This is a genomic window from Neobacillus sp. DHD-1R (genome assembly GCF_057747995.1).
The window spans coordinates 2,819,852-2,842,277 of the sequence record NZ_CM173232.1 but is presented as its reverse complement, the minus strand read 5'-3'; the positions used below and the strand labels follow the sequence as shown (position 1 = coordinate 2,842,277).

Here is a 22,426-nt window from a genome sequence, read left to right as displayed (position 1 = left end):
TTGTCATTAGATAGTGTAAAAGCGTATTTTCAACAATGGAACCGTGAAGGGGATATCATGGAATTTGACACATCGAGTGCAACAGTGGAACAAGCTGCAGAAACCATTGGGGTTATTCCGGCCCGAATTGCGAAGACATTATCTTTCAGAGGGGGAGAGGAAAACGCCATTTTGATTGTAGCCGCTGGTGATGCCAAAATTGATAATAAGAAATTCCGGCTCCAATTTGGTTTCAAAGCTCGAATGCTTTCGCCAGATGAAGTTCTCGAGCAAACAGGACATGCCATTGGCGGTGTATGCCCTTTTGGTTTAAGAAATGACCTCGAGGTTTATCTGGACGTCTCAATGAAACGCTTTGAGACACTTTATCCTGCTTGTGGGAGTACTAACTCAGCCATCGAGTTAACGAAAGAAGAATTATTCCAATATTCTAATGCCAAGGAATGGGTAGATGTGTGTAAAGGCTGGGTAGAAGACGAAGAGCCCGCTCAAGAAAGCCAATCAATTGAGGTTTAATCGAAACAACAAATGGAATCTTTTTCACAAAGATTCCATTTGTTGTTAAATCGCATTTTCTCCGCTTTCGACATTAAACTGCCATAGAATACCAAACTGATCTTTAATCTGACCGTAGCATTTGCTCCAGTCTGTTTCTTGGAGCTCCATCACTACATTGCCGCCTTCTTTAAGCCTGTTAAAGTAGCTTGTAATTTTATCCTGGTCTTTATTGATAATGGCAAGAGTGATATTGTTCCCTTCCACAAACGGCATACCAGGAAACACATCAGAAAACATGACATTGCTTCCATCAATAGAGAGACGTGCATGCATGACCAAATTTTTTGCTTCCTCGGGCAGTGGATATTCCGGATTTGGCGGCGCTTCTCCAAAGGTCATAATTTGCGGTGTTCCGGTTTCAAAAACTTGTGCGTAAAACTCTACAGCCTCACGAGTGTTCCCATTAAAATTAAAATAAACATCAACCGACATAGACTTATCTCCTTAAAATTATATTTAAACATTGGTAATTGTACCATTTTGTTCCGGGAAATCAAAACACATGAGGAAGCTGCCATTAATAATTTTCTCAGTCGGATAATACAATTACAGTAATCATATTTTGAATTTTTCAATTATTTTTCATCAAGAAAGAAGGAATTAGCTGATGAAATTCAAAATACACCGCTGTAATTGCCGAAAGCTATGGTCAATCCAAAGCAGAAAGTCAAGGCTAACTGCCGGAACCCTTCTCCTTAATGGGAAATGGGAAGCAGAAGTCAAACCTGAAAGAAAATATAACCCGAAAGGTTTTGTTACGACGAAGGGCAATCATGAAATCATTTTTAATCCTCCAAGTGATTTAGTCGAGCAATTTATTAAGGTTAAGAAGTTAATTTATGACAAAAAGAATGTTCATTTTAATGTCGAACAAGGTGAGTACTTATACTTTGCGGAGGATGGTACTTGTTACATTCTTACAAAGATTCGGACCGAGCACAAACTTGATTAGAGCTAAAAAAGGAGAAAGAGCTTGGAACACACAAGCTCTTTCATCGCGATAACCGTTAATATTAAAATCCTACTCTAACTGATTAACGACAAAATCGCCAATTTCATCAATGGACATCTGCCCTTCAGGAATGGCAAATGTTTGGAAGACGTGCCACATATCTTCCCAAATTTTGAAGTGGACTTCTACTCCAGCTGCTTGGGCACGGTCGACAAGACGAACAGAGTCATCTAAAAGAATTTCATCATTACCCACGTGAACCAACATCGGAGGCAGCCCCGTTAAATCAGCGTGGATAGGAGATACAAGTGGATGACGAAGATCTAGGTCCCGAATATATAAGACGGGTGTGTGACGCATAGATTCTGGGGATAACCAAGGATCAGCGTCAGCACGGGTTACCACGGATTCTCCTAATCCTTCCATATCGGTCCATGGTGATAAAAGCACGGCCAAGGCTGGCAATCGATCTCCAGCATCTCTTAAGGTTAACAGGGTGGCCAAGGAAAGACCCCCGCCAGCAGAATCGCCGCCAATCACAATTTTTTCAGGTGAATAACCAGAGGTAAGTAACCAGCGATAAACACGAACCGCATCTTCAATTGCAGCTGGATATGGATGTTCTGGTGCAAGCCGATACTCAGGAACTAATACACGAGCAGAAGTGGAGCGGGACAATTTGGAAGCTAGGTATCGATGTGTATTGCAGCTTCCCATTATGTAAGCACCACCATGAAGGTATAGGAAAATACGGTCTTCAACTGCGTTTGGTACGGTGACCCATTCAGCTGGAATTCCCTCAATGGTGGTTTTTTCGATGTTGATGTCTGGTTGAATCGGTGTTAAACCAGATAATGCTTCTAGTCCTTGGCGTGCTGTTTCAATACTCGCTCCAGCAGTCTGGTTGGATTTTGACGCTTTTAAAAACTGTCTCACTATTAAGCTTTCTTGACTTGCCATTGCATTTTTCTCCTTTCGGACGATAGCGGTAGCGCGTACATATTATGTATTTCTCTACCTGATTTGAAATCCCTTCCTAACTAACAAATAATCCCACATCTTTTAAAAGAAGATGAGGGATTTTACGGTCCTTATCTAGGTGTTAAAGGTTTCACTGAAATCGCCGGTGAAAATGTAGTTATAAGGCAGCCTTCTAAATGTTCTGCGTTTAAAAATCCGAGATTAAAAGCAGCTTTTATTTTTTCATCATCCGGCTTTTTAATAACTTGGATGAGATCATTCATTTGTAATTCTTCTAACCTTTTAATTGTTTCTGCATCCTTATATTTTTCTGTTTTTCGAATTTGCCGTTGGAGTTTGTATCCACTGATTGTAATTTCCCCTTTTTGATTGGAACCAACTAAATTATTAAAATAGGTTTGAAAAACATCCTTTAATTGATTCATTTCCATTTCAATTTCTTTTTTCTGTTTATTTAGCTCGTAATACCTGACTAACATCTCACCTGTGATTAAGGATTTATTGTTTAGTACCAACATCCTCGCCTCCTATACGAACGTATATTCCATTTTATGCACCTGTTTATGGAAATATAACTAGATGGAGGATAAAATACGGACTAACAAGAAATTTGGAATGGAAAAAACATTGCTTTCTTCTCTATAAAATGGCAAGCTTATTATGATAAAAACTTCTTAAGAAAGATCTTTATAGGTGATTAACATGATTGAAGTAAAAACTTCCAAGCTTAGTGATGGGGAACTAAATAGAGGGGTATTTGCAACATGTGATATTGCAAAAGGTGAGCTCATTCATGAGGCACCGGTTATTCCTTATCCAAATGAGGAGCACGTTCATATAGAAAAGACGTTACTAGCAGATTATGCATTTGAGTATGGTATAAACCACACGGCGCTTCTGTTAGGATATGGTATGCTATTTAACCATTCTTATCAGCCAAACGCGATTTATGAAATAAACTTCCCAAATCACACATTTGACTTCTATGCTTACCGGGATATTAAAGCAGGGGAAGAAATTCTTATCAATTATAATGGCGATGTGGATGATGATGAACCACTTTGGTTTCATAAGGATCAAGAAAATGATTCTGAAAATAGCTAAATAAAGAAAGGATAGACGAAGCAGTTTTACTGTTTTCTCTATCCTTTTTTTATGGAGTTATGAAAAGGATATTTAGTTAAAGTGATAACATCAAGGAGAGAATGAACTTAGCGTTGTTGCTTGAGTATGTAAAAAGAAAACTTTAAGCTCATGATGGGATTAGCATCCTGCCTTAACTATTTAGTTAAGAAAAATTAGGACATTCGCCTATGCCTTTTTACCAATGTAACATAGTCTAGACTGTAACCTATAAAAAGGAGAGATGCTCAAATGACAGGTATGGGACAATATAACGTTGGAATGGGTACAGGAGGCTTATCAGGCATGGGCGGTGTTGGCGGCATGGGTATGGGAGGATACCCGGGTTATGGTGGATATGGTGGTATGGGTGGATTCCCTGGTTATGGTGGATATGGTGGTATGGGTGGATTCCCTGGTCATGGCGGTTATGGTGGTATGGGTGGATTCCCTGGTCATGGCGGTTATGGTGGTATGGGTGGATTCCCTGGTCATGGCGGTTATGGCGGAATGGGTGGATTCCCTGGTCATGGCGGTTATGGCGGAATGGGTGGATTCCCTGGTTATGGTGGATATGGCGGAATGGGTGGATTCCCTGGTCATGGCGGCTATGGCGGAATGGGTGGATTCCCTGGTCATGGCGGATACGGTGGTATGGGTGGATTCCCTGGTCATGGCGGATATGGTGAATGAGCTATTAACCCCAAAAATGTGGATGAATCGGTAAATAGGGATTTCCTATAAATCTATAAACTAAATAAATCTAATAAAAGTAATTAAAGAGCAATTAGAAAAAAAGATTTAATTTTGTATACACTGCTAAAACCTTGAAAAAGCCTTGGTGAATCAAGGCTTTTTCATTTGCAAAGCGGCGCAATCTTATGATTGTATGGTATAATTTTTTCACAATAGATGAAATTTTCTATATAATTATAGGAGTTATTCATCACTTCACACCATCACTCATCTAGATACATAAGAACTTTAGAGAAGGAATATTCTTCAGCCAAACTCAATATTCCTTCTAACTAACTAAATAAAGGGGGAACAAAATGCATATCCAAAAAGCAACATTAACCGAACTCGATCCCTTAACGGAACTTTTCGACTTGTACAGGATTTTTTATGAACAAACATCTGATAAAAATTCAGCAAGGACTTTTCTAACGGAGAGGATACGGAATGAAGAGTCAGTCATATTCATTGCTTTTGATGGACCTGAAGCACTTGGCTTTGTACAGCTTTATCCGTCGTTTTCAAGTGTCAGTATGAAACGGTCCTGGGTTTTAAACGATTTGTATGTAAATCAGCATGCCCGTAAGAAAGGTGTGGGGGAGGAGTTAATTAAAACCGCCATAGAATTTTCTAAGGAAACCGGGGCAAAAGGAGTTTTGTTAGAAACTGCAAAGGATAACTTTACAGCCCAAAGACTTTATGAAAAAATAGGTTTTATAAGAGAAGCGAATTATTTCTATTATTTTTCCATTTAAAATCTTTAAGAATGTTAAATTTATAAGTGCGAAATTTTTCGTATTTTGATCATTTTAGGATCCATAATTCTGCTACATTAGAAATATAGTATTTTGGGGGAGATGATTTAATGAAAAATTTAGCATTCACAAACGAAGTACTAAACGGTAAAGTATACATGGTCGAAATGGAAGATGGAGAAATTAGTTCCTTTCGTATAATTAGTGAAACACCCACACACTATATTTTTTCGTATTCAACAAATGAATCTGTAGAAGTTTTTGAAAAAGGAAAACATGAAATAATGGGAATATTTGAAGTTCGAGAATGGTGGGATTGCAAGGGTAAAGATGGAAGCACGCTGCTAAACTAGTCCTATTTATAACCCCAAATCCATAGTGGATGCGGGGTTTATTATTTTTATTCCATTTTATTAGGAAATTGTGTTCTTATATGTCATTCATCCTTAACATTTGAACATAAAAAAAGAAAGTGGTGTCTGCCACTTTCGAAAGAAGGAAAACTTTTATGGGTTAGTACAGCATATGTTCAAGCTTGTACGTGCATGTAGTGAACATGTCCATTTTGAAAAAATATTAACAAAAAGGGCGCTAACAAATTCTTTGAATAAGCTCAATCGTGTTATTTTTAGGGGAGTTCACTAAGGATGATACTTCATAAGTCTCCATTAATTTTTCGTCATAGGGGACTAGGAGCGGGTTTAATTGTGCAGGATCGGAAATGGTTGGATTTAACCAAGTTGGTTCATCTTCATGCTTCAAAATCACAGGCATCCTGTCATGTATATCCTTCATTAGCTCATTAGGACCTGTTGTAATTACTGAACAGGTGTAGAGTATTTTTCCATCAGGAGACTTCCATCCCTCCCAAATTCCTGCCATGGCAAAAAGCTCATCATTCTTTAGCTTAATTCGCATCGGAGTTTTGGTTTTGTCGTCATGCCGTTTCCATTCGTAAAAACTATCGGCAATCACTAAACAGCGTTTCTTTCTAAAGGCAGTGCGAAAGCTTGGTTTTTCCGTAATGGTTTCGGCCCGCGCATTAATCATCTTATAGCCAATCGACGTTTCCTTGGCCCATGGTGGAACAAGCCCCCATTTTAAAAGTCCCATCCGGTTTGACTTTCCGTCATTAATAACCGCTATAACAGACTGGGAAGGGGCAACATTATAGCTTGGAGAATAATTTTCTTCATCAAGGAAGGATTGAATATCGAAGCGATCAATGATTTCTTCAAACGTTGCCGTTAGTGTGAATCGTCCGCACATGTTTTTTCACCTCACGAATGTTAACTATATTGTAGCAAATACAACCGAGAAAGCGAAAAAGTGAGTCGTGGTTTTAGTGAATTCGTCTATAAAAAAATGGAGCCCTTTAAAAAGGTCTCCATTTTTTTACCTATTTTCTTAGTGGGTTCGTCTAGCAAAGTCGACAAACCGAAATTTATCCGGCCGGTGCCGTGATTCGGTGTATTGAAAAAGGGTGGCATCATCTAGATAGACATAGTTTTTAATCACCACCACATTGTGAAAACCTTCGAGGTCCAATAAATTACGGTCTTCTTGGGTTGGTTCCAACACGACAATTTCTTTTTTTGCAAAGCTAATCGTTAAATTTAATTCATTCTCAAGATATTGGTATATTGAGTCAGCACAAATTTCTTCTGTAAGAGAAGGGACAATGTTTGTACATAAATAATCTTTATCTAAGATGATTTTTTCACCCCCCATTTCCCTTGTGCGAATAACCTTCCAAACTAGATCCTTGCTTCCTAGCTGGAGCTGCTGGCGAATAAATCCATCCGGTTTCATTACTGCTAACTCGTTTACAATGGTTTTTGGTTTACGGCCCATTTTACTTGCTAATTCCTTAAAGCTGACTAATCCAGAAACGGGAAAATCAAATTTGTTGATGTCAATAACAATCGAACCTTTTCCTCTAACTTTTTGTATATAGCCATTTTGTGAGAGTAAATTTAACGCTTTTCGGATCGTTTCCCTCGAGGTATCGTATTGATCCTTTAATTCATTTTCAGAGGGCAGAAGCGTTTGTGGCGGAATTTCTCCGCTTTTAATTTGCTCAACAATACGGTTATATATGGTTAGGTACTTGTTCGTCATAAAGACATCTCCGTTCATTTTTTCAAGTGGTACACAATCGACTCATATGGTCTTAATCGAATTTCCTTGGTAAGTTGAGTCGAGGAATCCTCGTAATTAGAGAGTAACATCTTACTATGATAATCATCAAGATTTAATTGAGAGGGAAGAGCAAAGCTTGTTTCTTTGCCGTAAAAATTATTGATGACTAATAGTTTTTCGGAACCACTGGTTCTAAGGTAAGCGAAAACATCCTGATCCTCAATTAATTTATAATCCCCATCTGTTATTACCGGGTACTCTTTTCTTAATTGAATCAGCTTTTGATAGTGATAGAAAATTGAATTCTCTTCTTGCAGTGATTTTTCTGCATTGATTTCTTTAAAATTAGCAGCTGCAGGAATCCATGGTGTTCCAGTTGTAAACCCAGCGTGTTCACTGTTGTTCCATTGAACAGGTGTCCGAGAGTTATCACGGGATTTTTGCTTTAGGATTTCAATAATTTCTTTCTCATCCATACCTTTATCTTTCATGATATTAAACATATTTAATGTTTCGACATCACGATAGTCATTTATGGAATCGAAATTTGGATTTGTCATCCCAAATTCTTCTCCTTGATATATATAAGGTGTTCCTTGCATCATATGAAGCGTTGTTGCCAGCATTTTAGCTGATTCTTTATGATATTTTCCGTCATCTCCGAAGCGGGAAACCGCGCGTGGCTGGTCATGATTACACCAGAAAAGGGCATTCCAGCCGCCGCCTTGGTTCATCTCCACTTGCCAGCTTGACAAAATTTGTTTCAAGGATTGAAAATCAAACTCCGCCTTTGTCCATTTATCACCATTCGGATAATCAACCTTTAGGTGGTGGAAACTGAATGTCATATTTAATTCTTCTTGGTCAGGATTCGTATAACGAATACAGTTGTTAATGGAGGTGGACGACATTTCGCCAACGGTCATAATGTCATATTTCGAAAATACACGTTCATTCATTTCATGTAAAAACTCATGGATTCTTGGGCCGTCCGTATAAAATTTACGGCCATCCGATTCATCCTGAGGGAACTGTTGATTTTTAGAAATTAAGTTGATGACATCCAAACGGAACCCATCGACACCTTTTTTCAGCCAGAAATGCATCATCTCATATAAGGCTTCACGAAGCTTTTCATTTTCCCAGTTGAGGTCTGCTTGGGTTACATCGAACAAGTGAAGATAGTATTGTCCTGTCGTTTCATCATACTCCCAAGCATTTCCACCGAATTTCGATTCCCAGTTGGTTGGCGGTTCTCCATTTATGCCATCTCTCCAAATATAGAAGTCACGGTAGGGATTATCCTTTGAGGATCTTGCTTGTTTAAACCATTCATGTTCAGTAGAAGTATGATTAATGACGATATCCATGATAATTTTAATGCCGCGCTTATGTGCTTCGGCGAGCAACACATCGAAATCTTCCATCGTTCCATAGTCTTCATGGATGCTGTAATAATCACTTATATCATAGCCATTGTCACGTTGAGGGGATTTATAAATCGGAGTGAGCCATAAAACGTCTACCCCTAGTTCTTTCAAATAATCAAGTTTTTCAATAATACCTCGAATATCTCCAATACCGTTACCGGTTGTGTCGTTAAAGCTTTTTGGATAGATTTGATAGACGACTGCCTTTTTCCACCATGCTGTTGACATTCTGAACACCTGCCTATAATTTTTTTATTTATTTAATGTGGAAAAGGAGGGAGATGGTCTCCCTCCTAAACTGGAGTGTACATTTATTTTTTTAGTTTTAACTTTTTAACACCAGTTTTTGCAAAGATGTTTGTTAATAGGAATGGAACTACAATTGCAATCAACATACAGATTGCAAACATTGCCATGTGCTTTGGCTGAATCGATAAGATACCAGGAAGACCGCCGACACCAATGGAGTTAGCCATAACGCCGCTAGCTACTGACACAACGCCTGCAATCATCGATCCAATCATCGCAGCCAGGAATGGGAAGCCATACTTTAAGTTAATACCGAACATCGCTGGCTCTGTAACACCTAAGTAACAAGAAATAGCAGCTGGGATTGAAACCTGCTTTTCTTCTTCGTTTTTACGGTTAATAAAGATCATGGCAAGAACTGCTGAACCTTGGGCAATATTGGATAGAGCAATCATAGGCCATAGGTTTGTACCACCAAGCTCACTCATCAATTGAAGGTCAATCGCATTTGTCATGTGGTGTAAACCCGTGATTACGAGTGGAGCATAAGCGAAACCAAAGATGGCAGCGAATAACCAGCCAAAGGCTGAAGTTAAGCTAGAATATACGACATGAGAGATTCCTGAACCAATTGCCCAACCAAGAGGACCTAAAACAGTGTGTGCAATTAATACAGTTGGAACTAATGCAAAGAAAGGGACAACAATCATCGAAATGGAATTTGGAACGATTTTACGTAATCTAGTTTCTAAGAATCCTAGTACTACTCCAGCTAGGATCGCAGGAATGACTTGTGCTTGATAACCAATCATTTTAATGTGTGCAAATCCAAAATCCCATGTTGGAATTTCTTTTGCACCTGCAACAGCGTAAGCATTTAATAATTGCGGCGATACTAAGGTAATACCAAGTACGATACCAAGTATTTGAGACGCGCCCATTTTCTTCGCAACAGACCAGGTGATTCCGACAGGGAGGAAGTGGAAGATTGCTTCCCCAATTAACCATAGGAACGAGTGAACACCAGCCCAGAACTGAGATACTTCAATAATTGTCTTAGTGCCGTCATCTAATAGTTTAATGTCACCGATTACATTCCGGAAGCCAAGGATTAAACCTCCGACCACGAGGGCAGGAATTAATGGTGTAAAGATTTCAGCTAAGTGACCCATCATTCGCTGTAACCAGTTTTGATTTTGTTTTGCTGCTTGTTTTGCTTCCTCTTTTGAAGTACCATCCACACCAGCAATCTTTACAAATTCGTTATAAAAGCTGGCTACTTCGTTCCCAATGATAACCTGGAATTGACCGGCTTGTGTAAACGTTCCTTTAACAAGTCCAATGGATTCTATTTCTTTGACATCCGCTTTACTCGGGTCATTTAATACGAACCTCATTCTTGTTACACAGTGGGTAACGGCTGCGATATTTTCTTGGCCGCCAATGTGTTCAAGTAATTCTTTCGAAGGATCTGTGTACTTCGTCATTTTCTTTCCCCCTTACGTAGTGGTTAACTACTTTTTTCTTTCTAGTTTTTATAAGCTTCCATATACAGGCCATTGTGTCCGTTTTCATTTTTTTGGTTCTTGTATATACAAGTTTTGTTTACGGTTTCATTTTAACTTGTATATACATGTGTGTCAACTAGGAATTTTTTAGGTTTGTGTCATATAGGTTGAAAGAGGACAGTTTGGATTGAAAAGAGGGGATATGTTAAATTTTACTATTAGTATGTATAATAACTGACTTTGAAATTCTTTAGGATAAGATATGGATGCGAGTGCTTTTCTTAAGCAGGAAATATTTTGAATTGTGTCTTTTGTACCACTTTCGCACTTTAATGCAATAAACTATTGAATGAAAATTCGGAAAATGTTAAAATGAAATTGTCTAAAATTCTTCTGAGTTTAGACCTCCTAATTGTGAGAGCGTAGCCTAGACCGCTATGTTCTTGTTTTGGCCTTTGAACTTGTTTCAAAGGTTCTTTTTTATTTTAAAATAATAATCATCACATAGTAGAGTGGGAAAGGATTAATGTGGGGAAATAATTATTAATATAAAGAGGAGACTGGATTTCAGTCTCCTCTTCATCTTACATGTAAAGGCCGGCCAAGAAGATCTCAAGTGTTTTTTGATAGATTTCATCAAATTGTGAAATTGGCAGGGGATTATTTCCTCTGCCAATTTCAACCGTGAAGCCGGGTCTTCGCCAATCTTGGATAAACCAGTCTTTATATCCTGCATAGCTTTCGATTGATTTGACAGGTTCGTAACCACTGACCCTGCTAAACTCTTGTACAATTACCTCGGATTCTGGGGGTTCCGCATTTTCAAATCCCCAGTAAATGACTTCTCCTTGTGTATGGAAGGCTAGTACTCTCGCAAAATCTCGCTTTCTCGTCATGTCTGCCATCGCAATGGCTTCAGGCTCTGATAACGGTTTTTCCCCTCCGTAATCGCGTGGTCCAGGCTTATCAGGGTTTCGGGCTTTCTCTAACTCCCATCTGGCTGGAAATTGGTCATTCAGGTCTACGCCGCGAATATTGGCTTTCCACCCCGAAAAATCCCTACTTCCTTTATTGTACTCTACCACTCGCTGACCCCATGTTTCATTTGCGGGTGGTCCATGTAAAACAAGATCAACACCATCAGGATTTACCATTGGTACAATTGATAACATGCTTTGTTGATAAAAACGAGAGGTAGTTAGACCTCTGATAGAAGTTTGATTTGTCAGCGATAACAAATAATCGTTAAGGAAGGTCAGGAGAACTGGTGTGGTAATCCATTCATTTGCATGGAATGAAGCATTATAATGGACCCGTTTGGAACCATTTCCAATGAGGATTTCAGGAATGCTTTTTCCAAGGACCGTCTTTCCAATTGAAGAGGTCAATAAAAATGGATAGACACCTTGCAAACGATTAATATCATTCATTAATAAAGTGTAATCGTACCTTTGTCCGCCATTCACAAGTTTCCAAGTGATCCGAAGTGGTACTTTAATCGTTTGACCGACTTTTAGATTATTGGGGTTTATGTTTTGGTTGACTAAAAGAATGGCTTCCAGTGGGAGATTCCGACTTTGAGCTATTTTCCATAATGTGTCACCTTGGCGAATTTGGTAGTCTTGAGCAACAAAACCTGGAATTCGCACACGTTGTCCTACTGAAAGAGAGCTGGGTTGAATATCCCGATTTGAATCATTAATGAGCGGTAAACTAATTTTAAACAACTGACTGTAGTGCCATAATGAATCCCCTTGTCTAACAAAAATATCCATTTTTCGCCTCCTGCTGAAAGAATAGTATTAATAAAATGTATTCTTTATGGAATAAATTATTAGTGTGATTTAGGGTGTGAGGCACCATTCAGTCGAGCACCATGCCTTTAGTCTAAAAATCGGTTTTTCCATTCGGGCAATGGCAGCAGGCAGTTTTCTTTTTTACCAAACCATCTATAGCGGTTTTTCGCAATGACATCGTATAGGTAATCGCGTATGAAGGGAGGGAGGATTACCAATACTGATCCGATTCTCCAAACTCCACTTAAGTGCCTACATACACGTAATACTGCGCTGGATTTTAAATATATGCTTCCATTTTCAATCAATACAAAGCTGTTAATGTCTGGGCTTATGCCATGTTTTTTTAATAATTCTTGACCAGTTTCGCTTTGAAGGGAGGCGAATTTAAAGTTGCCGGCTGGGTCTCTTTTTAGAATAAATTGCACACTGTTGTCGCACAGATTGCAAACCCCATCAAATAAAACAATTCGTACCACTGTAATCACCAACTTTAAAGTAACATTTCTTCTAAATATAAAGGACTAGGGAAATTAGGTAATCTTCGGTTATTTGTCCTCTCAGTGTGGACAGTGTCCATGGATGGTGCCTGACACCATTACCACTATAAATGGCTGGTTAATTGATTTCCGTTCCGACGTCTTCAAAGCCTTGGGTTTTTTTGAATTTCATTTTATGTGGGAAGTTAGTTAGTGCATCTGATGGATCTAGTTGTGTAAAGTTCAACCGGTTCATGGTTATTCTGTCATATTTGACCGAGAGAATCGTTATCTTTTCCATGTAGCCTGTTGCCGAATTAACCCGATCCTCATAGGCATGAACATAAACAAATTGAACAGGTAAAAGAGCAAAAATATCTCTGGCATTGCGTAAGGCACAACTACATACATAATCTTGATATATATCAAAGTACGTGGTCTTAGTCAGGTTCTTTTCTGATAATTTCCCTGTTTTCGTTAAGGATAATGCCTTTTCCGGTACAACACTTTGAGCGTTGACATCAAAGGAGACATGCATTACGTTTGGGTCATCTGAGCCAAATTCAAACCCACTGCCAAACTCCACCAAATCGTCCAGTGGAGAAAAATCCTGGAGGACTTCTAAATAGGCGTCAAGATCACGATGGAGAATCCTATCTGCAACTAAGTGCATGTTTTTCCAATCACTCATTAATGCTTGATCCTTTTCTTTTGCCATTTCAATTTCTTCATATAATTTCTGCATCTTCGCATCGCTTCGTTTAGTTAACCGTTCTAATAAACCAGGGTGGTAGGCTTCAAGCTGCTGGCGTGCAGTTAAAGTATTCGGTCCTTCTTCGCCGTTCTGAAACGGGGGCTGCCGGTGATAAACCTCTTGCCAATCGACAGGGTCATCGCATTCATGATGAATGGACCGGATTTGATCAAGTCTATTTTCATATAAATCCACTTGGAGCCTTGTATATTCTAACTCCTGCAGTTTTTGTTGCTCTCGTTGCAGCCTGGCTAGCTCATTCCGTCGTTGATAGGCTGGGGTTTTATAGGATTTTGTTCCCGATGTTGTGGTGTAATATAGTCCAGAACCTGGAATCCCAACACTTGTTGTTGTTCTTCCGCTGCTATGTACGGAATATCGTAATCCGTGTCCGCCAACACTTAAGCCAACACCAGTTTTTCCTAAATTCATTCTCACCCCAGGTGCGATTTTAAAGCTTTTCCGAAAACGCAAGCCCATAAAATAACCCCTCCCATTAACATTATTATTTAAAATTATGGCACTGTTGTTTGTCATTTACAATAAGCAGGGTAAGACATATGCTATTTCGATGCATGAGTTAAAGATCCAAAACCATAAAAAATAAATCGTGAACTAGTTTCCACCCACTGTTCCACTCATATACTTATAAAAAGAGTGTCATTTTGACACTCTTTTTATAAGCAGCCTGTTTAATATCAAGCCAAATATTAATCTTTTTACGTCATATGGACTGTTTTTATATGCTGAAGATTAATATAAAATGGAGTTTCTTTGGCACCAATCAATTCAACAAAATTATTCTTAATTCCTAGAATTTTACCCATTACATGCTCATTTTCACCAATATTAAAAACAATTAATTCACCAACTAATTTATCAATTTGCACCTCAAACGACCGGGCAAATGTAAGATTACTTGGGTTTACCGGCAAGCTGGAATTGCTTAAACCGTAAGGCCGTTGATTATTTGTGTAAGGGATTAGCCACTTTAAATGGTTGAGAGAGATGAACATCGTTTTGTAAATAGGGGAGTAGAAGACAAAGTAATTATTCATGATACTAATGATATAGCCATGCAGTGCTTGGTTACTTGTCACATAGATTTCAGTGAAGACCCCTTTGGCTGAGGTAAGGGTTTTTCGCAAGGATATTTCCTCATTATGATTAAAAATTGGTGTGGGTTCATCACTAAAGCTAATTTCATCTATTTCATACTGTTTCAAAAATTGCCAGTTTTGAATATGAATAGTCGGAATATACAGGTAATCAATCCCATTAAACATGACCCACAAATCACTGCCGATATCCACTAACAATCCGCTAATGTATTTCTTCCCCGAAATTTCAAGTTTAATATATTTGCCGATATTTTCTTTCATTTTCATATATTCACATCCTTTCCTAGGTAGTCATTTACAAATAGAGAAGGGCTTAAAAAAACTATTTCTTAAAAATAATTATTTTAATAGACTTGCCCAGCTCAAATTTGTAAAAAGCTTTGTATGTTTCCAAGATATTTTCAGATCGAAAGAACCCCAATGTGTATTCTGCATACTTTATAGGTGGTTTCGATTAAAATCTAAATGTTCTTTTGCTTTTGTTGGGCCAACCTGCAAACGGGAATGCTCGTTCGCTATTTTTTGGAACAGGCTCACCAGTAAATCGGATAGCCCTTTTTTCATGATCTTTTTGTTTCCAAACATTTTTAGTATCATTCGAGAATTTTTCGACTTTTGCATTTTCTGTTTTGCTTGACGCTGTCTCGTGAGATTTTTTTGCCTTTCCTTCTCTTTGATGAACAGGTTTAGAACCAGTATTTTTCGTGTCCATTTTTGAAGCAGCAGGTTCTTTCACTGTTTTCGTTTCCATTTTTGAAGCAGCACTTTCTTTCACTGGTTTCGTTTCCTTTTCCTTATTCATATGAGATTCATCAAGCATTTTGTCTTTTTGATTCATTTCACTCATAGGTTTTTTCATTTCATTTTTAGCTTTATGTGTTGTTGTTTCGCCAACCGACTGATGTTTTTTACCTTTAGTAGTGTGTTCATCCATTGGTTGTGTTACAGAGGTTTCAATTTTTATCGGCTGAGACCAGACCATGTTAAGGTTTGATTCATGACTTACGATTGAAGCTACGACTTCATGATGTGTATCTGGCTTGTCACATGGCTCAATAGTGTTATCTTTCTTTTCTGTTGTAATTTTAGTTTTATGCTTTATGTTGTCTTCTTTCTTGTGATCTGATTTGTCATCTTTTGTTTCACAAACAGGACTTTCCTTATCTTTTATTTCTTTTTCCTCTGAATCTGTCTTATTTTGATTTTCTTTCTTCGAATCTTTGGACTTATTTTCCTTAGACTTTGTTACCTCTTCTTTAATAAACCCTTTTAAAATATTAGAAATATGTGTTAGTTTAATTAAGATTCGTTCTTCACCATTTATTAAAGTTGCAAAATCTTCATCAATTTCACTTAATACACCGGTAAATTTTTGTTTATTAATACTCAAAATTGTTACCCAAGAATGTTGGAATGAGTGTAAAAGTTCTTTCAAACTTTGTGTTTTTTGGAAATTTACCGTTGATTCCTCAGGTTGGAACTGTTTGGTATTTTTGGTAATAGCTTGAATTTTATCAATATTATAATAAAAAATGTACTTCTTTGCGGTTTCCAAAACAACATGGTCTGTTTCTACACCGATCAATTTTCCTTTGAAGACGTCTTCACCTACATAGAGATTTACATGAAATCCTTTTAATAAATCCAATGCAGCTGAAAATTTATCTAACCCCATGTTTTAATCCTCCTTAAGAGATAATGTGTCGCTCCTCTTTTTGGAGAAGCGACGTAATGGTTATTCGTTATCTTCGTTATTATCGTTTTTTTGGTTATCATCGTTTGAATCTTTATCGTTACTATCGTCCTTTTTAGAATCGTCATCTTTTTTATGCTTTTCAACCATCAATCCGTAGCTGATATTACGAATGTGTTTCATCGAGAAGCGTACTACTTCATCTTTAACAATAAGGGAAGCAAAATGCTTGTTGGAATCACTTAGTACGCCTTCTAATGATTCTGCGCCACCACTGCGGTTGATTCTAACCCATTGGAATCTAATGCTTTCTAAAAGTTGATGAAAGTTTTCTGCTGTCTTGAATTCCAATTTTTCAGGAACCTTGATCCCGAATTTCAATATGTCCTTAGAGCTTTCTGTAATACTTCTGATATGATTCGTCTTGTAGTAAACCACACCGTCGCTTTCAGTTAAAAGGACAAAATAGTCTTCGAATACCGCAAGCAATTTTCCGATTCTAGATTCTGGACCGCCCCGATCAACCCTAATTGTCTTACCCACATGTTGATTCATTAGTTCTCTATCCATAAAAGAATTTTCCTCCTTCAAATTAAATAAACATTTACACTGCATCTATATGTATCACGGGGTGATGTTGTACTAATAAAGGAGCCTTTTTTTCATAGTTTTGGTGAAAAATAGGCAAAAAAAAGTATATGATATTCAACCATATACATGTTTCATCATGAAAGCTTATTTAAATGTTGTTTTAGGTAGTCATTTCTTTTTTTAATAAAATTGATCATAAATTCTTTTTCGGAATTAAGAACGTCTACACTTCGATGGATATAGGGATCCAAGTGAATAACGGGTTTTATTTGTTGAAAAACATCATCAATTACTCTTGATTGTGTTTCAACAGTAAAATCCTTTTCTAACAAACAGGAAAGAACATCATGGTATTTCTTTTTAAAAACAGGAAAATGAAGGATTCTTCCAGTCAGCGTATTATATCCTGTTATAGGTACAAAGTCGTGTTCGAGTGGTTTACCGTATAAGTCTCTACCCCAAGTCCCGTCATAATCCCAAGGAGTGATTTCATAAAGTCCAGTTACACCATTTTGGTAAAGTGCATAATTATGAATAAATCCGTCAAAATTTTGTGTACAAACAACGCCGGCCAGCCATGTCAGGTATTGATCAACATCAAGCACCTTTGTTATTTGTGTTACAAATTCCTCATTACTTAGGGTATTCGTCATCGCAATAAAGCTTTCTACCTGTGAAAGATCCTTTTTTTCACCATGTTTTATAGTGTATCCTTCAGATAATTTTGTTTTCAATTCCTTTTCTGGATTCAGCAAGGAGAAATTCGCATGGTAATTGGTTGCATAAATAATGGGACCGATCGGTAAATTTCTTTTTTGCAAAAGAAATTGATCGAAGGATTCAAGCTCTAAGTAAATACCTTTACAAAACCCATTAATATAGAGAAGAATATGTTTTGAATGAGGGGAGACTACACCGATTCGGTCAAAGAAATCAAGGGAAAGCTTGTTCCTGCTAAGTGATATATCGTTATATTCAGCATTTAGATGAATTTCATGGGCTCCATTAACAATAAAGGGTTTTTGAAAAACGATATTATAGGATTTCTTTTTTTTCTTTCGAATCACATTCCCACGATAAGCAAGGTCGATGGAATATTGATTGTTTCCTATTTTGAGTACAGCAGGTACATGTTCATCCATCCAAATATCTTTATTTAGCTGGTTTAACACCTTTGGATTGATAAGAATCTCATATTTTTCCACTATAAATACCCCTATAAATACATATTTTTTAGAATACTATGCTTTTAACATAATTATGGTGCACTTTATAGGCATTAAGCTCATTATAAAAAAATAAATGATTGTCTATAACCAATTCCACCTTCTCTCCATAAATTAACAATGAGCATAAAAATTTTTGGAAAGTGGTGGAGAATACAGATGAGTATGGCAATGGAAAATTTGTTATCCCAAGCACAGGAAAACGGGGTTATGGAGTTTTTAATCAATAATCCTGTTGAGTTTAAATTAGGATCGAAAGGAAAAGGGAAAGGAAAAGGGAAAAAGGGCAGCAGGGGTTCTCAAGGCAGTAGAGGTTCTCACGGAAGCAGAGGCTCTCATGGCAGCAGGGGTTCACGCGGAAGCAGAGGTTCTCACGGAAGCAGGGGTTCTCACGGAAGCAGGGGTTCTCACGGAAGCAGAGGTTCTCACGGAAGCAGAGGCTCTCATGGCAGCAAAGGTTCTTGGGGCAGCAGAGGCTCTCATGGCAGCAAAGGTTCTTGGGGCAGCAGAGGCTCTCATGGCAGCAGAGGTTCTCACGGCAGCAAAGGTTCACGGGGCAGCAAAGGTTCACGCGGAAGCAGAGGTTCTCACGGCAGCAAGGGTTCACGCGGAAGCAGAGGTTCTCACGGCAGCAAGGGTTCACGCGGAAGCAAAGGTTCTCACGGCAGCAAGGGTTCACGCGGAAGCAGAGGTTCTCACGGCAGCAAGGGTTCACGCGGAAGCAGAGGTTCTCACGGCAGCAAAGGTTCACGCGGAAGCAAAGGTTCACGTGGAAGCAAAGGTTCACGTGGAAGCAAAGGTTCACGCGGAAGCAGAGGTTCCAAGGGCAAAGGTAAAGGTCCAAAAGGTAAGAAATAAGATTAACTATAGCTTTTGTGGATCTTCCTTTAGTTTTCTAGAAGTTTTTCATTATAGTATATAACATTTAAAGCCGGTACTTTTATTGTATCGGCTTTAATTTCTTCAAAATATTTGCCATCCCTTTAGACCTAATCTCGCTAGTTAGATTGTAACATTCATTTATTTGCGATACATATGACTATTGGAGATACCAGCTATTAAAATCCTATTTAAAAAGGGAGGCAGGAATCTATAAATTTTTTTAAAAAAGGATCTAGATTAATGCTGATTTAAGTTTAGTCGAGATATTCGTTTAGAACAAGCCTTCGTTTTCGACGTACTATATAGCAAAGGACAAGAAAGAAACAAACGGAAAATCAAAGAAGGAAACTAATTGAAGGGAGTAAATTCATTTTTATGTATCATCAATCGACGGTGATCATCACTATATTTGCTTTTATCCTCACCATGGTCATGATTTTTATCCGTCCTAAAAATATGAATGAAGCCATACCTGCCACCATTGGTGCTATTATGGTCTTTCTAAGTGGAAGCGTTTCAGTGGGGGACTTGTTAGACATAAGTTCAAAGGTAACCGGGGCGGCCATTACGATTATTGCTACGATTGTTATGGCAATAGTACTTGAAAGCTTTGGATTTTTTAGCTGGACAGCGGCTCTTATGTTAAAATTATCAAAAGGTTCAGGTATTCGCTTATACTGGAATACATTATTACTTTGCTTTTTAATGACGTTGTTTTTTAATAATGATGGAAGTATCTTAATTACCACACCCATTCTCATCCTGATCTTAAATAATCTGAAGTTGAAAAATAGCGAAAAAATCCCATTTCTTCTAAGTGGTGCTTTAATAGCTACTGCTTCAAGTGCTCCTATTGGCGTTAGTAACATCGTTAATCTCATAGCTTTGAAAATTATTGGGATGGACCTATATCTGCAAACAGAAATGATGTTTGTTCCAGGCGTACTTGGCTTATTATTTTTATCCTACTTGTTGTTCCTTGTCTTCAAAAAAGATATTCCAAAAGTGATCCGCTTCCATTCCTACTCCATTCCGCTACAAAAAAACCGTCCCTTCCATCCATTGCAAAAAAATGCTGAAGTCTTATTTGAACAACAAAAAAAACTGATGATTAACATGCTTATCTTCGTATTTTTGGTGAGAATCAGTCTTTTCGTTGCTTCCTTTATTGGTATCTCCGTTTCATTAGTGGCCGTGTGTGGTTCACTCATTTTATTAATCTGGAGATGGATATATTTAAAGGTAAATCCGAAGGACGTAGTAGGAAAAATCCCGTGGCACATTTTAATCTTTGCCTTTAGCATGTACGTCATCATATTTGGTTTACACAATATAGGATTAACCAATATCTTAATAGAAAATCTAAAAACGTTAGTCCATGATAGCCTGCTACATGCCAGCATCACGATGGGAATAATCACTGCACTATTGTCAAACATTTTTAACAACCATCCTGCCTTAATGATTTCAACTTTGGCACTGACGGATATGGGACTAGACCCATTAATCATGAAAACCGTTTACTTAGCTAACATTATTGGAAGTGATATTGGATCCCTCATCCTGCCAATTGGTACCCTCGCAACCCTTATCTGGATGCATATATTAAAGAAAAATAAAATTAAAATATCTTGGCTGGAGTACATGAAAGTAACCCTCGTCGTTATTCCACCGACACTAATCTTTACTTTATTCAGCTTGTACCTATGGTTATTACTAGTTTTTGTTAAATAAGGGTCGATCAGAAAAAAGTTTGCAGCGGCATCATAACCGTTCAAGCTTTTTTTATTTTAGACAATATTGTTAATGGGAAATCAACAATATTCAATCTCCTTGATACGTGCACACTTTTGTTTTGATTGAATAATAAAATAAATGGAAATCTTTTAGTCTTTAAGGATGTGAATAGGATGTGACCAATTTTTCGATCAATCACGAAAAATTGCTTCAACAAATAGAGAGTATCTATAACCAAATTATCCATGCTTGTCAGCAAGTGGACACCTATCATCATCTGGTAAATGACGCTTCATATTGTCGCGATAATTTAATTGGCTATTTAGTACTTCGTGAACAACATCTCAATATTTTACGCCATGGATTGGAAGACAGAGGACTTGCTGCACTAGACCATCACCAAACACACATTTTATATACTTTAGAAAAAATATTATATCATTTGAATACCGCTGCGATTCTGCCAACCAATCTCACAACTGCCACCCCAGGTGATGCAAGGAAATTACTGAAAAAGCGTTCAGAAAATCTTTTTGGGAAAAGGGATCATCGTCTTCATTCGGCCATTATGGTAACATTAGATTCAAAAATATTAAACCATCCAGAACAGATGGAAAAATTACTTTTGAATGGAATGAATATTGTTAGAATAAATTGTGCTCATGATCATGCAGAGATATGGAAGCAATTAATTGAAGATTTACGTAGGACGGAAAAGAAGCTAAAAGACGACGGTAAATATCCTAATAGGAATTGTAAAATTTATATGGATTTAGCTGGCCCAAAGGTACGAATCGGAGAACTGGCTTCAAGCGATATCACGGTTATGAAGGGAGATTTCGTCCGACTATACCTTAACCCCGAGAAGCAAGGACATCCCGCAACAATTGATGGTCCTGCTGGTGTCCCAGTAACACTGAAAAAGGCGTTTCGAAATGTTCGGCTCAAGGATCGTGTTTTTATCGACGATGGAAAAATTCATGGAATCGTTACTCAAATAGCAAACGAATACATCGAAATAGAAATTTATTCACCGACCACAAAAGGATTACGGATAAAAGAGGGCAAGGGATTGAATTTGCCCGATTCCCTACTCAGTTTAAATGTACCGGCTTTAACTGAAAAGGATAGGAAGGATTTAGTTTTTGTTACAAATTATGCTGACATTTTGGGCATATCCTTTGTGCATTCTCCACTAGATTTACAAAAATTACGTGCAGAGTTAGGAAACCTTGGCGCTTTGAATATAGGGGTGGTAGCAAAAATAGAAACAAAGGATGCAGTCCATCAACTGGCTAGAATCCTCTTAGAAGGATTAACTTTTCAGAGATTTGGTATAATGCTTGCCCGGGGAGATTTGGCTGTTGAAGTTGGCCCAGAAAATTTATCCTTCGTACAGGATGAAATTTTAAAAATTTGTTCTGCGGCCTATACTCCGGTTGTTTGGGCAACAGGAGTGTTAGAAAGGTTAACAAAAAAGGGAATTCCGACTCGCTCGGAAATAACGGATGCATCATACGGAAAACAAGCAGAATGTATTATGCTAAATAAAGGTCCCTACATTATCGATGCCTTAACCATGTTAGTAAAATTGTTGAAAAGGGAAGAGTCTGAACCTCCGAGAATTCAATTAAAACAACCAAACTTAACCGCGCAATTTGGTGTATTAAATAATGAAAAATGAAGATGTTATTTAATTTCAGTATTTTTTTAAA

Annotated in this window: 23 protein-coding genes; 9 read left to right on the top strand and 14 right to left on the bottom strand. The window is 37.8% G+C overall.

Annotation, left to right across the window (positions count from 1 at the left end; genetic code table 11):
* A complete protein-coding gene (locus AC3ANL_RS13745; protein WP_488325002.1) occupies nt 1-516 on the top strand; it encodes a YbaK/EbsC family protein in 516 nt (171 codons plus the stop codon).
* A 45-nt stretch (nt 517-561) separates the two neighbouring features.
* On the opposite strand, the gene AC3ANL_RS13740 is transcribed toward AC3ANL_RS13745, so the two are convergent.
* A complete protein-coding gene (locus AC3ANL_RS13740) occupies nt 562-990 on the bottom strand; it encodes a VOC family protein (RefSeq protein ID WP_488325001.1) in 429 nt (142 codons plus the stop codon).
* Between the two features lie 175 nt (nt 991-1,165).
* Here AC3ANL_RS13740 and AC3ANL_RS13735 point away from each other — a divergent pair, with 175 nt between their 5' ends.
* Complete coding sequence (locus AC3ANL_RS13735; protein WP_488325000.1) at nt 1,166-1,510, top strand: hypothetical protein; 345 nt, start codon at nt 1,166-1,168, stop codon at nt 1,508-1,510.
* A 69-nt stretch (nt 1,511-1,579) separates the two neighbouring features.
* Here AC3ANL_RS13735 and AC3ANL_RS13730 read toward each other — a convergent pair whose 3' ends face one another.
* Both AC3ANL_RS13730 and AC3ANL_RS13725 read right to left on the bottom strand, forming a co-directional pair.
* Nucleotides 1,580-2,470, bottom strand: a complete 891-nt coding sequence (locus AC3ANL_RS13730) for an alpha/beta hydrolase (protein ID WP_488324999.1) — start codon at nt 2,468-2,470, stop codon at nt 1,580-1,582.
* A gap of 131 nt (nt 2,471-2,601) precedes the next feature.
* A complete protein-coding gene (locus tag AC3ANL_RS13725; protein ID WP_488324998.1) occupies nt 2,602-3,009 on the bottom strand; it encodes a hypothetical protein in 408 nt (135 codons plus the stop codon).
* Nucleotides 3,010-3,193: 184 nt separating this feature from the next.
* Here AC3ANL_RS13725 and AC3ANL_RS13720 point away from each other — a divergent pair, with 184 nt between their 5' ends.
* The 4 genes from AC3ANL_RS13720 (at nt 3,194) to AC3ANL_RS13705 (ending at nt 5,456) form a co-directional block, all read left to right on the top strand.
* Nucleotides 3,194-3,595 carry an SET domain-containing protein gene (locus AC3ANL_RS13720; RefSeq protein ID WP_488324997.1) on the top strand — a complete coding sequence of 134 codons (402 nt, stop codon included), beginning with the start codon at nt 3,194-3,196 and terminating at the stop codon, nt 3,593-3,595.
* 270 nt (nt 3,596-3,865) lie between these two features.
* A complete protein-coding gene (locus AC3ANL_RS13715; protein ID WP_488324996.1) occupies nt 3,866-4,306 on the top strand; it encodes a hypothetical protein in 441 nt (146 codons plus the stop codon).
* Between the two features lie 359 nt (nt 4,307-4,665).
* Nucleotides 4,666-5,103 carry a GNAT family N-acetyltransferase gene (locus tag AC3ANL_RS13710; protein WP_488324995.1) on the top strand — a complete coding sequence of 146 codons (438 nt, stop codon included), beginning with the start codon at nt 4,666-4,668 and terminating at the stop codon, nt 5,101-5,103.
* A 110-nt stretch (nt 5,104-5,213) separates the two neighbouring features.
* On the top strand, nt 5,214-5,456 hold the full coding sequence (locus tag AC3ANL_RS13705; protein ID WP_488324994.1) for a hypothetical protein: 243 nt from the start codon (nt 5,214-5,216) through the stop codon (nt 5,454-5,456).
* A gap of 238 nt (nt 5,457-5,694) precedes the next feature.
* Here the strand turns inward: AC3ANL_RS13705 and AC3ANL_RS13700 are convergent, their stop codons facing one another.
* The 11 genes from AC3ANL_RS13700 to AC3ANL_RS13650 form a co-directional block, all read right to left on the bottom strand.
* Nucleotides 5,695-6,372 (bottom strand): SOS response-associated peptidase, encoded by a 678-nt coding sequence (locus AC3ANL_RS13700; RefSeq protein ID WP_488324993.1) that lies wholly within the window; start codon nt 6,370-6,372, stop codon nt 5,695-5,697.
* A gap of 138 nt (nt 6,373-6,510) precedes the next feature.
* Nucleotides 6,511-7,224: a trehalose operon repressor gene (gene treR, locus AC3ANL_RS13695; protein ID WP_488324992.1), complete on the bottom strand. Its 714-nt coding sequence runs from the start codon at nt 7,222-7,224 to the stop codon at nt 6,511-6,513.
* 14 nt (nt 7,225-7,238) lie between these two features.
* Nucleotides 7,239-8,903, bottom strand: a complete 1,665-nt coding sequence (treC, locus tag AC3ANL_RS13690) for an alpha,alpha-phosphotrehalase (protein ID WP_488324991.1) — start codon at nt 8,901-8,903, stop codon at nt 7,239-7,241.
* Nucleotides 8,904-8,986: 83 nt separating this feature from the next.
* The gene (gene treP, locus AC3ANL_RS13685) at nt 8,987-10,411 is read right to left on the bottom strand and encodes a PTS system trehalose-specific EIIBC component (protein ID WP_488324990.1); all 1,425 of its coding nucleotides are present in this window, start codon (nt 10,409-10,411) and stop codon (nt 8,987-8,989) included.
* A 605-nt stretch (nt 10,412-11,016) separates the two neighbouring features.
* Nucleotides 11,017-12,207 (bottom strand): M14 family metallopeptidase, encoded by a 1,191-nt coding sequence (locus AC3ANL_RS13680; RefSeq protein ID WP_488324989.1) that lies wholly within the window; start codon nt 12,205-12,207, stop codon nt 11,017-11,019.
* Nucleotides 12,208-12,314: 107 nt separating this feature from the next.
* Nucleotides 12,315-12,707, bottom strand: coding sequence for a thiol-disulfide oxidoreductase DCC family protein (locus tag AC3ANL_RS13675; RefSeq protein ID WP_488324988.1), 393 nt, complete (start codon nt 12,705-12,707; stop codon nt 12,315-12,317).
* A gap of 139 nt (nt 12,708-12,846) precedes the next feature.
* Entirely contained in the window at nt 12,847-13,941 is a 1,095-nt protein-coding gene (locus AC3ANL_RS13670) for a DUF4236 domain-containing protein (protein ID WP_488324987.1), read from the bottom strand.
* 239 nt (nt 13,942-14,180) lie between these two features.
* The gene (locus tag AC3ANL_RS13665) at nt 14,181-14,849 is read right to left on the bottom strand and encodes a DUF2642 domain-containing protein (RefSeq protein WP_488324986.1); all 669 of its coding nucleotides are present in this window, start codon (nt 14,847-14,849) and stop codon (nt 14,181-14,183) included.
* Nucleotides 14,850-15,036: 187 nt separating this feature from the next.
* On the bottom strand, nt 15,037-16,257 hold the full coding sequence (locus AC3ANL_RS13660; RefSeq protein ID WP_488324985.1) for a hypothetical protein: 1,221 nt from the start codon (nt 16,255-16,257) through the stop codon (nt 15,037-15,039).
* Nucleotides 16,258-16,317: 60 nt separating this feature from the next.
* A complete protein-coding gene (locus tag AC3ANL_RS13655) occupies nt 16,318-16,845 on the bottom strand; it encodes a hypothetical protein (RefSeq protein ID WP_488324984.1) in 528 nt (175 codons plus the stop codon).
* 155 nt (nt 16,846-17,000) lie between these two features.
* Entirely contained in the window at nt 17,001-18,071 is a 1,071-nt protein-coding gene (locus AC3ANL_RS13650) for a CotH kinase family protein (protein WP_488324983.1), read from the bottom strand.
* A 358-nt stretch (nt 18,072-18,429) separates the two neighbouring features.
* Between AC3ANL_RS13650 and AC3ANL_RS13645 the strand changes: the two genes are divergently transcribed.
* From AC3ANL_RS13645 to AC3ANL_RS13635, 3 genes are all read left to right on the top strand, one after another.
* Nucleotides 18,430-19,014 carry a hypothetical protein gene (locus tag AC3ANL_RS13645; protein ID WP_488324982.1) on the top strand — a complete coding sequence of 195 codons (585 nt, stop codon included), beginning with the start codon at nt 18,430-18,432 and terminating at the stop codon, nt 19,012-19,014.
* A gap of 335 nt (nt 19,015-19,349) precedes the next feature.
* Nucleotides 19,350-20,708 (top strand): arsenic transporter, encoded by a 1,359-nt coding sequence (locus AC3ANL_RS13640; protein WP_488324981.1) that lies wholly within the window; start codon nt 19,350-19,352, stop codon nt 20,706-20,708.
* Between the two features lie 178 nt (nt 20,709-20,886).
* Nucleotides 20,887-22,395 carry a pyruvate kinase gene (locus AC3ANL_RS13635; protein ID WP_488324980.1) on the top strand — a complete coding sequence of 503 codons (1,509 nt, stop codon included), beginning with the start codon at nt 20,887-20,889 and terminating at the stop codon, nt 22,393-22,395.
* The last annotated feature ends 31 nt before the right edge of the window (nt 22,396-22,426 follow it).

Coding starts and splice junctions, on each gene's coding strand:
- AC3ANL_RS13705 (WP_488324994.1), top strand. CDS start 5,214: ATGAAAAATTTAGCATTCACAAACGAAGTACTAAACGGTAAAGTATAC.
- AC3ANL_RS13720 (WP_488324997.1), top strand. CDS start 3,194: ATGATTGAAGTAAAAACTTCCAAGCTTAGTGATGGGGAACTAAATAGA.
- AC3ANL_RS13665 (WP_488324986.1), bottom strand. CDS start 14,849: ATGAAAATGAAAGAAAATATCGGCAAATATATTAAACTTGAAATTTCG.
- AC3ANL_RS13735 (WP_488325000.1), top strand. CDS start 1,166: ATGAAATTCAAAATACACCGCTGTAATTGCCGAAAGCTATGGTCAATC.
- AC3ANL_RS13670 (WP_488324987.1), bottom strand. CDS start 13,941: ATGGGCTTGCGTTTTCGGAAAAGCTTTAAAATCGCACCTGGGGTGAGA.
- treR (WP_488324992.1), bottom strand. CDS start 7,224: ATGACGAACAAGTACCTAACCATATATAACCGTATTGTTGAGCAAATT.
- AC3ANL_RS13740 (WP_488325001.1), bottom strand. CDS start 990: ATGTCGGTTGATGTTTATTTTAATTTTAATGGGAACACTCGTGAGGCT.
- AC3ANL_RS13710 (WP_488324995.1), top strand. CDS start 4,666: ATGCATATCCAAAAAGCAACATTAACCGAACTCGATCCCTTAACGGAA.
- treP (WP_488324990.1), bottom strand. CDS start 10,411: ATGACGAAGTACACAGATCCTTCGAAAGAATTACTTGAACACATTGGC.
- AC3ANL_RS13645 (WP_488324982.1), top strand. CDS start 18,430: ATGGCAGCAGGGGTTCACGCGGAAGCAGAGGTTCTCACGGAAGCAGGG.
- AC3ANL_RS13715 (WP_488324996.1), top strand. CDS start 3,866: ATGACAGGTATGGGACAATATAACGTTGGAATGGGTACAGGAGGCTTA.
- treC (WP_488324991.1), bottom strand. CDS start 8,903: ATGTCAACAGCATGGTGGAAAAAGGCAGTCGTCTATCAAATCTATCCA.
- AC3ANL_RS13655 (WP_488324984.1), bottom strand. CDS start 16,845: ATGGATAGAGAACTAATGAATCAACATGTGGGTAAGACAATTAGGGTT.
- AC3ANL_RS13700 (WP_488324993.1), bottom strand. CDS start 6,372: ATGTGCGGACGATTCACACTAACGGCAACGTTTGAAGAAATCATTGAT.
- AC3ANL_RS13730 (WP_488324999.1), bottom strand. CDS start 2,470: ATGGCAAGTCAAGAAAGCTTAATAGTGAGACAGTTTTTAAAAGCGTCA.
- AC3ANL_RS13640 (WP_488324981.1), top strand. CDS start 19,350: ATGTATCATCAATCGACGGTGATCATCACTATATTTGCTTTTATCCTC.
- AC3ANL_RS13660 (WP_488324985.1), bottom strand. CDS start 16,257: ATGGGGTTAGATAAATTTTCAGCTGCATTGGATTTATTAAAAGGATTT.
- AC3ANL_RS13725 (WP_488324998.1), bottom strand. CDS start 3,009: ATGTTGGTACTAAACAATAAATCCTTAATCACAGGTGAGATGTTAGTC.
- AC3ANL_RS13680 (WP_488324989.1), bottom strand. CDS start 12,207: ATGGATATTTTTGTTAGACAAGGGGATTCATTATGGCACTACAGTCAG.